The sequence below is a fragment of the Polyangiaceae bacterium genome, from assembly GCA_016715885.1.
GTDB lineage: Bacteria > Myxococcota_A > Polyangia > Polyangiales > Polyangiaceae > Polyangium.
In genome coordinates this window covers 80,464-92,607 of record JADJXL010000007.1, presented here as the reverse complement: position 1 = coordinate 92,607, position 12,144 = coordinate 80,464, and the positions used below count along the sequence as shown (strand labels likewise).

Below are 12,144 nucleotides of genomic sequence, written 5' to 3'. Positions count from 1 at the left end.
CATTGGGCTTGATACCCAGAGACAAGAATGGAATGGTGCCCGCTGGAGGGATCGGTTTCATGCTTTTGACGAATGCCAAAGATGGTAACAAAATTGCGTATCGAAAATTTGGCGAAGGCTCTCGCGTGGTCGTGCTCGTTCACGGCTGGACGATGTCGGGCGCGGTATACGACAGCCTGCTCGACCATCTCGATCGCGCGGGCCTGACGCTGCTCGTCGTGGATTTGCGCGGCAGCGGCGCATCGGACAAACCCGACAGCCCCGATGTCTACTCGCTCGCGCATTACGCAGGCGACGTGCTCGCCGTCGCCGACGCGGAAAAGGCCAAGTCCTTCGTGGTCGTGGGGCACAGCATGGGTGGTCAAATCGCGCAGTGGCTCGCGGCGCATCATTCAGACCGCGTGGCAGGTGCCGTGCTGCTCTGCCCCGTTCCCGCATGTGGTATCCCGTTGCCCGATGATGCCGCAGCTCTCTTCTCGAACTCGGGCGGCAATCGCGAAGCGACCAAGACCATCCTGACGATGGCGTGCAAAGATCTGCCCGAGGGCGCGCTGGATCGTTTGATCGAAGATGCGATGCGCACCTTGCCGACGGCCGTGAAGTCCGCATTCAAGACCTGGACGACCGGCGGGTTCACCGATGCGCTTACCAATATCCGCGCACCGCTGCTTTGCATCGGAACCGACGATCCGTTCCTTCCTCCCGCATTTTTGCGCGCTGAAATCATCGCAAAAGTAACGGGCTCGCGTTTCGCCTATCTCCCGGGGCCCGGGCATTACGTGCAAGTCGAGCGGTCGCGTGAAACTGCGGCATTGCTCGAAGCATTCCTTGCGGCACTTCGCACGTGAGCCGGTCGCCTCGTCTTCGGGGGCGGATCATTGCGGGGGTTAGGACGCGTCGCGCGCGCAGGGCCGAAAGTGCGCGCGACGCCTCTTCTTCGGTTTTTTTCGACATCCTGGCACGCAGACGCGACGATATCGCTGAACGGGCCACGGATTGGGTCGTGGGCACCTCGCCGGACCTTCAGGGCAAACGGCCTCGCTCGGAAACCAAGCGCCTCGTCGAACGCGTGATCGAGGTCAACGTTGCGGTCATCGAAAAGGGCGATCGCGAGCCGCTCCATGCATTCGTCGAGTACGTCACGAGTCTCCGCGCGTCGCTCGAGTTTCGCGTGTCGACCATCTTGCGCGGATTTCTTTCGTTCAAACGCGGTTTGTCCCAAGTTTTGAAGGACGAACGCGTGGCCGCGCGCGACAAACTGGCCATTTTTTCACTCGTAGACGAAGTCTATTACGAAGCCATATTCGAGATATCCGACGTATACGGCGCAAAACTCGTCCACACCATCAAAACTCGGCGCGACGAGATCGAAGTCGAGCTGGGTCAAAAGAGACGGGAGCTCGATCATACGGTCGACATGATCGAGCGGTTGCGGGCTCAGCTCATCGCGCTTTCGCTGCCCATTCTTCGCATTTGGGCCGGCGTGCTGCTCGTGCCGCTCATCGGCGAGATCTCACCCGAAAGAGCCGAACATGCGCGAAAAGAAATACTCGACGCCGTGGCCAGGCATCGTGCACGCGTCGTGTTGATCGACGTCACGGGTCTCAGCCTCGTCGATGCGCATGCTGCACATGCTCTCGGATCGATCATTCGTGCGACGTCGCTCTTGGGAGCCGAGGCGATGATCGTGGGTGTGCGAGGCGAAGCGGCTCGGGTGTTCGTTCATCTCGGAGAGGTTTTTCCAGGTACACGTACCTTCGCGACGCTCGACGAGGGGCTCCGCCTTGCGCTCCGGATTGGGAAAGCCGCCGAGCGTTCTTGAGGAGACATCACGGGGCTTCTATGCAGCGCAGGCGTTTGCTAGATGTCGATCGTGGCAAGTTCACCCAACGAATGTCTCGCGAACACGTATCTCACGCTGTGCGACGACGTGTTTTTCCTCATCGCATCGACGGCTCGTCTCGATGACGACCTGATGCGTGATTTTTCCAAGCGTCGATCGTCGGTGCTCCAAGCAATTGCGCGCGGAGCATCACCCGAGCAGATGGGACAATGGGAAAGCTGGCTTTTGCGGATGTCGGCTGCGATTGCGCCGATCGCTCCTCCGCGATGGCTCGCGATGTCCGACGTGATCGACGAAGGCGTGTCGCTCGAACATGGCGCGCGGGGCGTGCGATCGTTGTTCACGAGCAAGCCGAGCGAGAAGGACGTGGCGCGGGTGCAATCGTTCGGTGGTTTTGCCGCGCGAGCGCTCGCGTCGGTGCTTGCGGCGACGGGCGAATTTCATCCTGAAGCGCGGGCGCAGCGAGGGTGTTTCGTGGCATCGCTCGGTCTTCCAGAGGCCGAACAAAAGGCGCTTGCGAGCGAAGAGCCCATGCCGGTCGGGGCGCTCGAAGTGCCCGAAGGATTGCCTCCCAAGCTTGCTCGAGCGGTGCTTCGTGGTGCGTTTGTCGCGGCCATGCTCGAAGGAACGGATCCTCGCGAGGAGCAAGCGGTGCTCGTGATTGGCAAGAAGACGGGGCTGCCTGCGGAAGAGATCACGGCAGCGCATGGTGAAGCGCGGCAGCGCATGGAAGCGGCGAAGGCGTTCCGGGTTGCCTGCTGTGGACGCCATTCGTTACGTGCTCGAAGGCGACCGAGCGACGAGCGATATGTTGGCTGTGGCGGCGGCGAAGTTGACGTTGCCGATGAGTCAGCGGACGGCGGCGCTGACGGCGGTGAACGTGGTGGGCAAGGTGGTGCTCGCGAAGAAGCACGTGGTGGATCGCAAGGTGCGGGAGGCGGTGTTGGGTCTTTCGTGGATAGGTGTGCTCAGGATCGATCCGTCGTTCGTACGTCGTGCGGAGCTTTCGATGCTGCACGATCACGTCGCGGCAGACTTGGGGGATGCGGATGCAGGCAAGTACGCGCGGGCGGTCGTGGAGCGGTTTGTCGAGGACGAGTTACGGAGTGCCAAACCGTTATTGCCGCCGCCGATGCCGTGAGGGATTGCTGACTGATTTGGAATATGTTTCGTCAGCGCATCTGCAGCGCAGGCGCGGAGCCTCGGACCGAGCTCCACACCATGAGGACCACGACCTCACCGGCGTCCGTGTCATGCACGTAGTAAACGTGGTACCGCGTTCGCGTGAGGTAGAACCGCCGGACGCCGGAGATCGTGCGATGCGGATACGGCGCACCAATGTCGGGCGCTTCGACCAGTAGCGCCAGCGCTGCAGCAAATTCTTCGAGAAACAGGTCGGGCGCGGCCAGCCGGTTTGCGCGCCACCACGAATCGATTTGCTCCACTGCCTCGTCGGCCGCGGCGGTGGTGCGGAGTCGGATGGTCATCGTTTGCGGCGTAGCCGGTCGAGCAGCTCGTTGGCCGGGCGAGTCTGTCCGGCGCGGGCCTGTGCCCAGGACTGCGCGAGCATATTGTCAAGGTGCGCGCGCTCCACCGCGTCGAGATTATCCCCGGGATCCACGATAGCCACATCCACCTGCGTCCCCTCCGGAAGCTGAACGGGCGCATCAATGACGAGGCGTCCATCGGTTACGCGACCCTTGAGCAGATGCAGGTTCATCGGGGAGAGCTTACCATGAGGACTTGCGATCGTCGATGCGTTTCAGGATGCACCCATCGGCATGCTGACGCAAGCATGGTTTTTCTTGGCGCATCGCCTCGTGCGATCACACTGCATCTCGTTCAGCCCGCGGCGCTCGCGTGATCTGCACGAGCGTTTCCTTTGGCATTTCCGTCTGAGGTTCTGGCGCTGAAAACGGCTCCTCCACGATCTCGAATCGTCCGTGGTCAAACGGTTTGCCCTCGGCCGCCGTCGTGGGCACGAGCCGTTCGCGAATGTTTTGGGCTGCCAGCGTTCGCGCTCGAAAATGGCAATAGGGATTGTTCCCGGGCCTTCCAAATAACGCGTGGGCCGTGAACGAACAGCCGCCCATGCATACTTCGGCAAATGGACACGTCCGGCAAAATCCCCACAAATCGTCCACCGTGCGATTGCGCGTGAATGTGAGCTCCGGGGTTTCGTTCCAGATTTCGGAAAGTGGTTTGTCCCGAAGATTTCCCCCGACATAGGCGTAACTCTGCAATGAAGGACAGCCTTTGACGCCGCCGTCGGATTCGATACCCAGAACGCGCTGCCCCGCTTGGCACCCCACGAAATGATCTTTTCCGCCTTCTTTCAGGGACCTCAAAAGCGCCTCTTCGGGGCCGAAGTACCCGAGGTTATTGCCTGGCATCACGATAATTCCGTCGCGATAGGCACGTTTTTTCAATGCAACGATTCGCGGAACGACGTCCAGCAAATCATACGGTTGTAGCAGCATCGCAGGGCGATCGGCCGCTCGTCCCAAGGCCGCCGTGATCTGTACCTGCCAAGCCGTGATGCCGCACGTTTTCAAGTGCTCGTAGAGCGCTTCGAGATCCCCGCGATTGATTCGATTGATGTGCGTGTTGGCCGCAATGCGAATTCCCGCACGACGCAAATGTTCGAGCGCTCGGGTTGCACTTTCAAAACTCGATTTTGCCCGCCGAATCAAGTCGTGGCTGTGCGAAAGACCATCGATGCTGACGGATACCAAGTGAATGCCCGCGTCCTTCATGGCATTCGCCAGCTCCGCGTCGATCCCTCGACCACCCGTCGTCATCGTGGGACGAATTCCTGCTTTCCGCAGCGCGCGCACGATATCCAGAAACCCCTCGTGCAAATACGCTTCGCCCCCAATCAGCACGACCTCGCGCGTTCCTTGCTTGCGCAATTGCTCGACGACCCCGAACGCCTCGTCCGTGGATAACTCGCCGGTCCGCGGACCTCCTGCGCGCGAGCCACAATGCGCACAGGGCTGATCGCATCGCAACGTGATTTCCCAGACGACATACGCTGGGTAGAAGTTGCCCGCGACGATGGGTACACGACGAAGCGCCATTCGACTATGCTAATGCAATTGGCGCGCTGATGAAATGAGCGCGCTTCAAAAAAGGATCCTTATTCATGCTTCTCACGTGCACGCATTGTGAAGGGTTCGTTCCGACGAACGCGGCCGCGTGTCCGCACTGTGGCGCGGAATCGTTGGACGTCAAAGTACCTTCGAAGCTCGGCGGCCTCGTCAAGGGCGTCGCCGCGGCTGCCACCGGCGGCCTCGTCGCCGTCACGCTGATGGCCTGTTACGGCGGCCCACCAGGCGACAGCTTCGATTTCGATGGCGATGGATACCCGGACTACGCCGACTGCAACGACAACGACGCGTCGATGAATCCCGGAGCGACCGATACGCTTGGCGATGGCATCGATCAGAACTGCGATGGCGTCGATGGTGTTTCGAGTTCGAGTCGAGCTCTTCGAGTGGAAGTGGTGGAAGTGGCGGTGGCGGCGGAAGCGGCGGAAGCGGCGGCGCGTGCACTACGTGTGATCAAGCGGTGAAGGCAACGGGCCTCGGTGCTCCTGCCGATCCGTTCTGCACACCTGCAAGCGAAGCGGCGTTCGATGCGCTGAAGACGTGCACCTGCACGGACTGCATGACCGATTGTGGGAGCAACATCTGCACGGGAGCCGCGGCGACGACCGAGTGCTCGACGTGCGTCATGACGAACTGCTCGACGCAAAACCTCGACTGCGCCGCAAACTAAACATCAACGAAAGAACGTCACGACAAACCCACACGTCGTGACGCTCGCCGCAACCAAGCCCCAGCCCACCTTGCGCAAGTGCTTCGTATGCACGGGTGCGACGAGCACGCCGAGGCCCAGCACTTCGAACGGTACAAGCGCGATCGGCACGGACATCGGAAGTTGACCCGCGAGTGCCAAACCGACGCTCGCCACGATCGATCCGACGAGCGCAACATACGCCGTGACGATCGGCAAAGGACCGGCATGTTTCGCTCGGGCAATCACGGCTCGTACCGCGACGGTTGCGAGGGCAAACGCGACGGCCCAGACGACCCACACGAGCGCTGCGCGGAAGAGGTCGACGCCTTCGGCAAGCGCGATGGGAAAACCCACGCCCGACAGAGCCGTTGCTGCAACGACTTCTCCCGCTGTCGGTAACGAGTCGAGCGAGTGTGCCGCAATGCGGTCACGTCGGCAATAGCGACGGACACGCTTACGGACGGAGGATCACCAACGTCATCTGAATATGGATCGTCGTAGGTGCGCGGCCCGTTCTATTCTTGCTTGTGGCGATGCTTCCTGGCGATGTACCTTTGGAAGTCATGTGCCGAACTCGGTCTGCATGGGTAGCTCTTTTCTGCATGGCGGGAAGTGCTGCAGGAACGACGGTTGCATCAAGCAGCCATGCCAGCGACGAAGCGCTGATGAGCGCAGACGAACGTGCGTTCACATGTAGTGGTGGCGGTGCCGCCAATTCCGCGGATGTACCTGAAATGGTACGACCACGGCTCCAGTTGATCGCACTGCAGAATGACTCATCGCCTGAAAGCGCGCCTGACAATGATCACCTGACGAGCGAAAGTGATGCAATGAATGGCGAGCACGGTATGCAAGACATATCTGAGTATGTGAATTTGGAGGATATTTGGCAAGCGTGCTTTGATGAATCGCTTGATGAATTGGCAATATCACCCAAGTTTGAATGTGGTGATCAAGGTTGCGCCATGAATGCCCGCTGCGCCATGGGCGCGCCTAGCGTCCGTCATATGTGCTATGTTGATGCGTGTGGTGACGCAGGTTGCCGTGGTTGTCCTAGTTGGATCGCCGAAGTTCTCAAACATATCGTGTTCAAAAAGTGGTGTTCCTATGTGTGTGTAGAGACTGGCACGTCGCCGCTGAAGATTGTGGCTGTCGGCGCAGGCGCAATCTCATCATTCAAGGACGTCTTTGTTGGACCGTTCTGCATACCGTATTGAAGGATAGAGCCAATGAGCGAAGATAGTGAGCCGGATCAGGCGCGTACCGATCAATCCAGGCTAGAGCAGCAAACGCGGCTGATACGTACGTTGAGTGGAGTTTTAAATCTTATGACCGTATTTGCCGCACCGTGATATCTTGCGCAGATCGAGGATTCCAAACTGGCTACGCACGAGGAGGTTCTGGCGCTTTTCGATGACTTTCTTGCCATGTTCGACAGGCCCGAAAATAGGGTGAAAGATGCACGCATTCTAGGACCAGCGCGTGCAATGCGAACGCTTCTGAATACATGGTCAATCAGTCGGGTCGCTCCAGGAGCTATCATTACCGTCGCTCGCGAGTTTTTAGCTGGTATCGGCGTTCCAGCACCGGACGAGGGATGGGACCTGTGGAAGCCTCCACAAGAAGAAACGCCATAAGTAGGCGGCGATCTTCGCACCACGTCGATCTTTATGCTGAAGAGGTGCGGACAGCGAATTCACGCGATGGGCTTGGTGTCATTTTTGAGCGTGGGATTGGAGAGGGTGTTGCGACGCGGAAGTGTGCCGCCAGTTGACTGCCGCGACTACACCGGCGCGTCCGACACTTCGGGGACGGCTGTATCTGGCGTAATCGAGGTATCTTCGCCTTTTTGTGCATCTCGGCGCGCCGCTGCGGCTCGATGTGCGTCGAATGGTTTCAATGCTTCCTGCGCTGCGGATCGCGCTTCATTGGAAGCTTCTTCATCGACGCACACCGATACCAATTGCACCGCATACAGCGTCATTGCGGCGCCCACGTCACGGAGCGGCTGCGCGAGGCTCGGTACGGGCGATTCGCTGCGCGCTTTCGTCACACCAATGGCTTCGCCATAAAGCTTGTGAATGCGCCGCACTTCCTTGAGAAACTCGGGACCTGCAATGGCATTGATGTCGTCCTCGAGGTTTTCTTCGTCGATGCGCTCGATACGCTTTTGCGTCTCGGCCCATTGGCTAGCATAATCGCTTTTTAGAAACGATGCGCCATTCGGAAATAGCGTCCCAAGGATGCTCTGCGCTCGTGCCGCCAGCGGGTACGTTTCCGCAGGAAGTCCCGCGTAATCTTCGATGCGCCCGATGAGGCGGCTCATTGCATTGTCCGCGGAGACGTCGATGGGCCGCGGGTCGGGGCGTTTTTCGACGCGATCGCGCGCCTTCCACGCTGATTGCAAAGCGATGGTCTTGGCGCGGAGCGCCTTTGCGGCCTTTTTGACGGGCGCAGGCGCTTTTTGGGGCATGGCCGCGAGCAGCTTGATGGAAAGCGCAATGGCGCTTGGCACATCGAGCTTAGGAGCACGCGCATACCGCGACGGATCGAAATCGTCGTCCATAAAACCTCCAGGTTGAATACGAGCGCACTATGCGTGCGGACGACCGGCGTCAAGGTGGATCGAGTGTCCAGGCGGACGATTTTGGCGGAAACTCCGATCGTGCAGGTGAAACCAGACCTCGGAAGGATGTGCGGATTGCTGGCGAAGGTCCAGGGAAGTCGCCATGGCGATGCGCACGTGGATGGCCGAAGGTGCGCGGACCTCGGCGGTCAAGCGAACATCGATTGGGAAGGTTCGGGGAGGTGGCCAAACGACGTGAACATGCATGGCCGAAGGTGCGCGAACATCGGCGCGCGGTGCACATATCGATTCAGCATCTCCACGCTATCTGATGCTCCCTCGTGCACGCATTCTGATGCCTTCGCCCTCGTGCACGCTATTTGATGTCCGCGCATCTGAGCAGGCAAATTGATGCCCCGTCGTCGTGTGCACGGTGTTTGATGCTTTGCTCGAGGTAGCGCGCTATTTGATGCTTTGCATGCAAATTACTCATGCACGCTATTTGATGGATTCGGGGCTTAGAAAATCGAGTCGTCGAGGGCGACGCGCTTCGGCTCCGCCACTGCATCCACAGCGGCAAAGTAGCGCTCGAGCGAATCTGTGAGCTCATTGAATTGGTCGAGCAATTCGCGAGCGTGAGCGAGCGTCGGTGGATCGAAGAGCCGCGGATCGTCACGCGATTGGACGCTCGGATGTTCGACCACGAGCGCGCGAGCCGCTACGATGAGCGCGGCTTGCAAAATCACGAGCGACGCACGCTCGGGCGCAAATCGGATATCGTTGACCGATGGAATGACCAGCGGCGGCGAGCGCATCATCGGCGTTTTCCTCCGGTCTTCGGGCGCTGCAGATGAAATACGTCGAGGAAGAGCTTTTCGTCGAGTTGCGCTGCATTGCGCTCGGCGCCCGGCCGCCAAGAGCTCGTCGCCCATGTGCATCATGATGCGGTAATTGCCGACCGCATGCTCGACCAGCGTCGCTTTGAGCGCCGATGACATCAATGTCGCATTACCCGCAGCCGCAAGCAAATGATCGAGACACGCGGTAATGTCTTCGTTCGAGGCTTGCTCCAGGTTCAATCGCCGGCGAATTCGACTTCCGAGCGGCACGAGCTCCGGCCTCCGGAAATCGATTCGGCAAGCGAATGTCACCCGCAAATACGACACAAAACAGCGACCGCGAATCGAAGTCCTTGCTCGCCAAGAGACGCAATTCGGACAAGACATCATCGTGCATCTCCTGCGCCTCGTCAATCGCGAGGACCGGGCGCATCAAGGTTTGTCCGATGTGCTCTGCCCACCGCCCTCGCAATGCTTTGAAGCCACCCCACCGATTGCTTGCTCGAAGCGGCACAGCAAAATGTCGCCGAGCTCGCGATAGAAATCCGGTACGCGACTTTGCGGGTGATCGATGGATCCCACCACGACATCCGGCAACCGCTTGATTTGGTGAGCAAGCAATCGCAAAACGACCGATTTGCCCATTCCCGGATCACCCGTAATCATGACGAATCCGCCATCTTGCACGGCGGCCGCCGTACGCTGGCAAAAAGATTCGATGGCGGGCGATGCGTAGATCGCTTCAATCGGCACGTCCGGGCGAAATGGATTGAATTTTAGCCCGTAAAGCGTCAAGAGTTTCGACTTCATGTGTCCTCTTTCAGAAAATTCCGTTACTTCCTCGTGAGCGAGGTATGCCGGGGGCAACCCGGTCGCCGCGTATTCGGCAATGTATTTCTGTAGCAATGGCGTGATTCCAGGCGCGTCCCCTGCGTGGTCGGTCGGCTTTGCGTCCGATTGAATCACTCGCCGTTGTCGGTCGGCATTTTGGCCTTGTCGAGCGGCAAAAGCGTGCACAGAGACTTTCCCGTACGCTCGTCGCACAGTTCCACCGACGACAAGTCCCATTTGCATATCGGACGTGGACGCGCTTCAAAGGCCGATATCGCGCGGGAATCTCGAAACGAATCCCCTCGAGGCTCAGCGTGCCGTCGCCTTGTCTCTGCGCGCGTCGTGGACCGACGAAATGCCTGGCGCAATTCGTCCAGCTCTGGACTCGGGCGACTCGTATTCGGCCCATCGAGAAATCGTGCAATGGGCGCTTGCTTGGTTTCGCTGTGGATGGACCGATTGTATTCCTGTTCGACCCACGCTTGCGTCGCCTGGTTCAGCAATGCCAAAGTCAGCGTAGGCTCGCCGCGAAGCATCGCCATGAGCCGACCTTCGACCTGAGCCCAAAACACTTCCTGCTTGGCGTTTTGCTCAGGACCATACGGCCGCGTGTGATCGTACACGATACCGAGTCGCAACAGTCCCTCACGCGTTTCGGCGGCAACCATGGCCCCGCCATTGTCGGCGTAAAGCGCCCAGGGCAATCCGCGTTTCATGATCGCTTGGCAAAGGCCGTGAATCAGCGTCTCCGCGCTCGGAGCGAGGTACCATTGCGCATGGCAAACCAATCGTGACCGATCATCGAGCACGCACAAGAGCACCGGCTTGTGCCGTTCGCCCGATGGCAAGCAGAGGCTGCGTGAGCATTCGTGAAAATCCAAATGCCACAGCCCATTGACGTGCTCCACCTCGAAGGAGCGCGTTTCCCGCACCTCGAAAGCTTCGCCCGTATTCGACTTCTTCTGCCGGATCTTGGACGACTTTGCGCGCAAGAGTCCTGGCTCTTCATGTATCGACAAATCGTCGAATACGACGGAATCGGATGGATGGTCGGATCCTTTTCCGCGAGAGCCAGATGTTGTCGTAATGAAGCTGAAACGACAGCCACGGGAATTGCTGGTGCAGGCGCCGAATGGTCTCTTTGAGCACGGCATGGATGCAGGGTTGTTTTCCTGCATCACCACGCACTTTGCGCGCGAGCGATTCCATCGTGTCGACGGGCGACGCTTTGGCTTGGTAGTACCATCGCTCGATGGTGGACGCGCCAAACTTGACGCATTCTCCCGTCGTGGGATGGCGCCATTGCTTCTTGGCGAGCTCCTCGATGGCAATCGATAACTCGCCATGATCGGGCGGAGCCGCAAAAAGCGTTCCTATGATTTGAAAGCGCAGACGAGCCCATCGCATGCGCATCGGCACGCCCTCTCATTCGTTCATAAGGTCACCTCGATGACCGGAGCGCGGGCTACATTGCCGCCTCCGGACAACCGGGGACTACCTCAGAATCGGTTTTACCGCAAAAACCAAGCTCTGCGTATCGACAATCGAGTATCGGATAGCGTGCTCGATGACTGGGCGGCTTCGTAACCATTGCGACAAACCGCAAGGCGTGCATGAGTTGGTCTCGGGGATCACCGGAAAACCTTTCGAGGAGCGACAGGGGCAAGCGCGTTTCGTTGAGGGGAGGCATGAAACGCGAGCGTTCGGCGATGAAGCCGGACAGCGATGGCAGAATGGACACGAAAAACGCAAGCCAGCGACGCTGGGTTCGTCGGGGGATGTCGAATGATTCTGCGGCGGTTGTCGCGGCACGACGAGCGCTGTCGGCGCCGCGCTGCTGCCAGTACGTTGCAGCCGCCAGCAGGATGATGGCGAAAACGTACACGGAGCGAGAAACAAAGCGGATCGAGAGCGGCGTCGTGCGTGCTCGGCAGCCTTCTCGAGCGCAGCAAAAGCTGATGCGGCGGCTGAACAATGGTTCGGCGTCGGCCACGATGCCGCGTGGTTTTCGCGGGTAGTCTGCTCGGTGAAGTTTGCCCCCGCACGCGCATCCAGCCGCGCTGGCCTCTTGTGCGATCGCTTCGTCAAGCTCGACAAGCGTCAAGAAAAACTTGACGTCCGGCAAAAGCCGTGCCACATAGGACTCCTCCGTTGCTTCGCAACTTCGAGTCCAGCCCTCTCGAGGAACTTTTTCAAGCTCTTTGAGGGGGCTGTGGTTTGTCCATCACGAAGCGTGCTTGGAGGAGGCCGGGGGAGCATCGGTT

14 protein-coding genes and 2 pseudogenes are annotated in these 12,144 nt (G+C 59.4%); 8 read left to right on the top strand and 8 right to left on the bottom strand.

The window, feature by feature from the left end:
- The first annotated feature begins 59 nt into the window (after positions 1 to 59).
- The 3 genes from IPM54_11055 to IPM54_11045 all read left to right on the top strand — a co-directional run bounded on the left by IPM54_11055 (position 60) and on the right by IPM54_11045 (position 2,995).
- On the top strand, positions 60 to 848 hold the full coding sequence (locus IPM54_11055; GenBank protein MBK9260361.1) for an alpha/beta hydrolase: 789 nt from the start codon (positions 60 to 62) through the stop codon (positions 846 to 848).
- Between the two features lie 155 nt (positions 849 to 1,003).
- Positions 1,004 to 1,822, top strand: a complete 819-nt coding sequence (locus IPM54_11050) for an STAS domain-containing protein (protein ID MBK9260360.1) — start codon at positions 1,004 to 1,006, stop codon at positions 1,820 to 1,822.
- Between the two features lie 51 nt (positions 1,823 to 1,873).
- Positions 1,874 to 2,995 (top strand): hypothetical protein, encoded by a 1,122-nt coding sequence (locus tag IPM54_11045; protein ID MBK9260359.1) that lies wholly within the window; start codon positions 1,874 to 1,876, stop codon positions 2,993 to 2,995.
- A gap of 20 nt (positions 2,996 to 3,015) precedes the next feature.
- On the opposite strand, the gene IPM54_11040 is transcribed toward IPM54_11045, so the two are convergent.
- The 3 genes from IPM54_11040 to IPM54_11030 form a co-directional block, all read right to left on the bottom strand.
- The gene (locus tag IPM54_11040) at positions 3,016 to 3,330 is read right to left on the bottom strand and encodes a type II toxin-antitoxin system RelE/ParE family toxin (GenBank protein MBK9260358.1); all 315 of its coding nucleotides are present in this window, start codon (positions 3,328 to 3,330) and stop codon (positions 3,016 to 3,018) included.
- Positions 3,327 to 3,563 (bottom strand): hypothetical protein, encoded by a 237-nt coding sequence (locus tag IPM54_11035; GenBank protein ID MBK9260357.1) that lies wholly within the window; start codon positions 3,561 to 3,563, stop codon positions 3,327 to 3,329. The genes IPM54_11040 and IPM54_11035 overlap by 4 nt, the downstream gene beginning before the upstream one ends.
- A gap of 106 nt (positions 3,564 to 3,669) precedes the next feature.
- Positions 3,670 to 4,923 carry a radical SAM protein gene (locus IPM54_11030; protein MBK9260356.1) on the bottom strand — a complete coding sequence of 418 codons (1,254 nt, stop codon included), beginning with the start codon at positions 4,921 to 4,923 and terminating at the stop codon, positions 3,670 to 3,672.
- 65 nt (positions 4,924 to 4,988) lie between these two features.
- On the opposite strand from IPM54_11030, the gene IPM54_11025 reads away from it, so the two are divergent.
- Positions 4,989 to 5,417 carry a putative metal-binding motif-containing protein gene (locus IPM54_11025; protein MBK9260355.1) on the top strand — a complete coding sequence of 143 codons (429 nt, stop codon included), beginning with the start codon at positions 4,989 to 4,991 and terminating at the stop codon, positions 5,415 to 5,417.
- Positions 5,414 to 5,623, top strand: coding sequence for a hypothetical protein (locus IPM54_11020; protein MBK9260354.1), 210 nt, complete (start codon positions 5,414 to 5,416; stop codon positions 5,621 to 5,623). Before IPM54_11025 ends, IPM54_11020 begins: the two co-directional genes overlap by 4 nt.
- A gap of 3 nt (positions 5,624 to 5,626) precedes the next feature.
- On the opposite strand, the gene IPM54_11015 is transcribed toward IPM54_11020, so the two are convergent.
- Positions 5,627 to 5,998 carry a hypothetical protein gene (locus IPM54_11015; GenBank protein MBK9260353.1) on the bottom strand — a complete coding sequence of 124 codons (372 nt, stop codon included), beginning with the start codon at positions 5,996 to 5,998 and terminating at the stop codon, positions 5,627 to 5,629.
- A 248-nt stretch (positions 5,999 to 6,246) separates the two neighbouring features.
- Between IPM54_11015 and IPM54_11010 the strand changes: the two genes are divergently transcribed.
- Positions 6,247 to 6,861 (top strand): hypothetical protein, encoded by a 615-nt coding sequence (locus tag IPM54_11010; GenBank protein MBK9260352.1) that lies wholly within the window; start codon positions 6,247 to 6,249, stop codon positions 6,859 to 6,861.
- A gap of 566 nt (positions 6,862 to 7,427) precedes the next feature.
- Here IPM54_11010 and IPM54_11005 read toward each other — a convergent pair.
- The 4 genes and pseudogenes from IPM54_11005 to IPM54_10990 form a co-directional block, all read right to left on the bottom strand.
- Positions 7,428 to 8,210, bottom strand: coding sequence for a hypothetical protein (locus tag IPM54_11005; GenBank protein ID MBK9260351.1), 783 nt, complete (start codon positions 8,208 to 8,210; stop codon positions 7,428 to 7,430).
- A 518-nt stretch (positions 8,211 to 8,728) separates the two neighbouring features.
- On the bottom strand, positions 8,729 to 9,028 hold the full coding sequence (locus IPM54_11000) for a hypothetical protein (protein ID MBK9260350.1): 300 nt from the start codon (positions 9,026 to 9,028) through the stop codon (positions 8,729 to 8,731).
- Positions 9,025 to 9,859: pseudogene (locus IPM54_10995) on the bottom strand (ATP-binding protein). Before IPM54_10995 ends, IPM54_11000 begins: the two are co-directional and overlap by 4 nt.
- 39 nt (positions 9,860 to 9,898) lie before the next feature.
- A pseudogene (locus tag IPM54_10990) lies at positions 9,899 to 11,293 on the bottom strand (transposase family protein).
- A 36-nt stretch (positions 11,294 to 11,329) separates the two neighbouring features.
- On the opposite strand from IPM54_10990, the gene IPM54_10985 reads away from it, so the two are divergent.
- Positions 11,330 to 11,467: a hypothetical protein gene (locus tag IPM54_10985; protein ID MBK9260349.1), complete on the top strand. Its 138-nt coding sequence runs from the start codon at positions 11,330 to 11,332 to the stop codon at positions 11,465 to 11,467.
- Between the two features lie 101 nt (positions 11,468 to 11,568).
- Positions 11,569 to 11,898: a hypothetical protein gene (locus tag IPM54_10980; protein MBK9260348.1), complete on the top strand. Its 330-nt coding sequence runs from the start codon at positions 11,569 to 11,571 to the stop codon at positions 11,896 to 11,898.
- Positions 11,899 to 12,144 lie beyond the last annotated feature (246 nt).

Coding starts and splice junctions, on each gene's coding strand:
- IPM54_11055 (MBK9260361.1), top strand. CDS start 60: ATGCTTTTGACGAATGCCAAAGATGGTAACAAAATTGCGTATCGAAAA.
- IPM54_11040 (MBK9260358.1), bottom strand. CDS start 3,330: ATGACCATCCGACTCCGCACCACCGCCGCGGCCGACGAGGCAGTGGAG.
- IPM54_11035 (MBK9260357.1), bottom strand. CDS start 3,563: ATGAACCTGCATCTGCTCAAGGGTCGCGTAACCGATGGACGCCTCGTC.
- IPM54_11030 (MBK9260356.1), bottom strand. CDS start 4,923: ATGGCGCTTCGTCGTGTACCCATCGTCGCGGGCAACTTCTACCCAGCG.
- IPM54_11025 (MBK9260355.1), top strand. CDS start 4,989: ATGCTTCTCACGTGCACGCATTGTGAAGGGTTCGTTCCGACGAACGCG.
- IPM54_11010 (MBK9260352.1), top strand. CDS start 6,247: ATGGCGGGAAGTGCTGCAGGAACGACGGTTGCATCAAGCAGCCATGCC.
- IPM54_11005 (MBK9260351.1), bottom strand. CDS start 8,210: ATGGACGACGATTTCGATCCGTCGCGGTATGCGCGTGCTCCTAAGCTC.
- IPM54_11000 (MBK9260350.1), bottom strand. CDS start 9,028: ATGATGCGCTCGCCGCCGCTGGTCATTCCATCGGTCAACGATATCCGA.
- IPM54_10985 (MBK9260349.1), top strand. CDS start 11,330: ATGACCGGAGCGCGGGCTACATTGCCGCCTCCGGACAACCGGGGACTA.
- IPM54_10980 (MBK9260348.1), top strand. CDS start 11,569: ATGAAACGCGAGCGTTCGGCGATGAAGCCGGACAGCGATGGCAGAATG.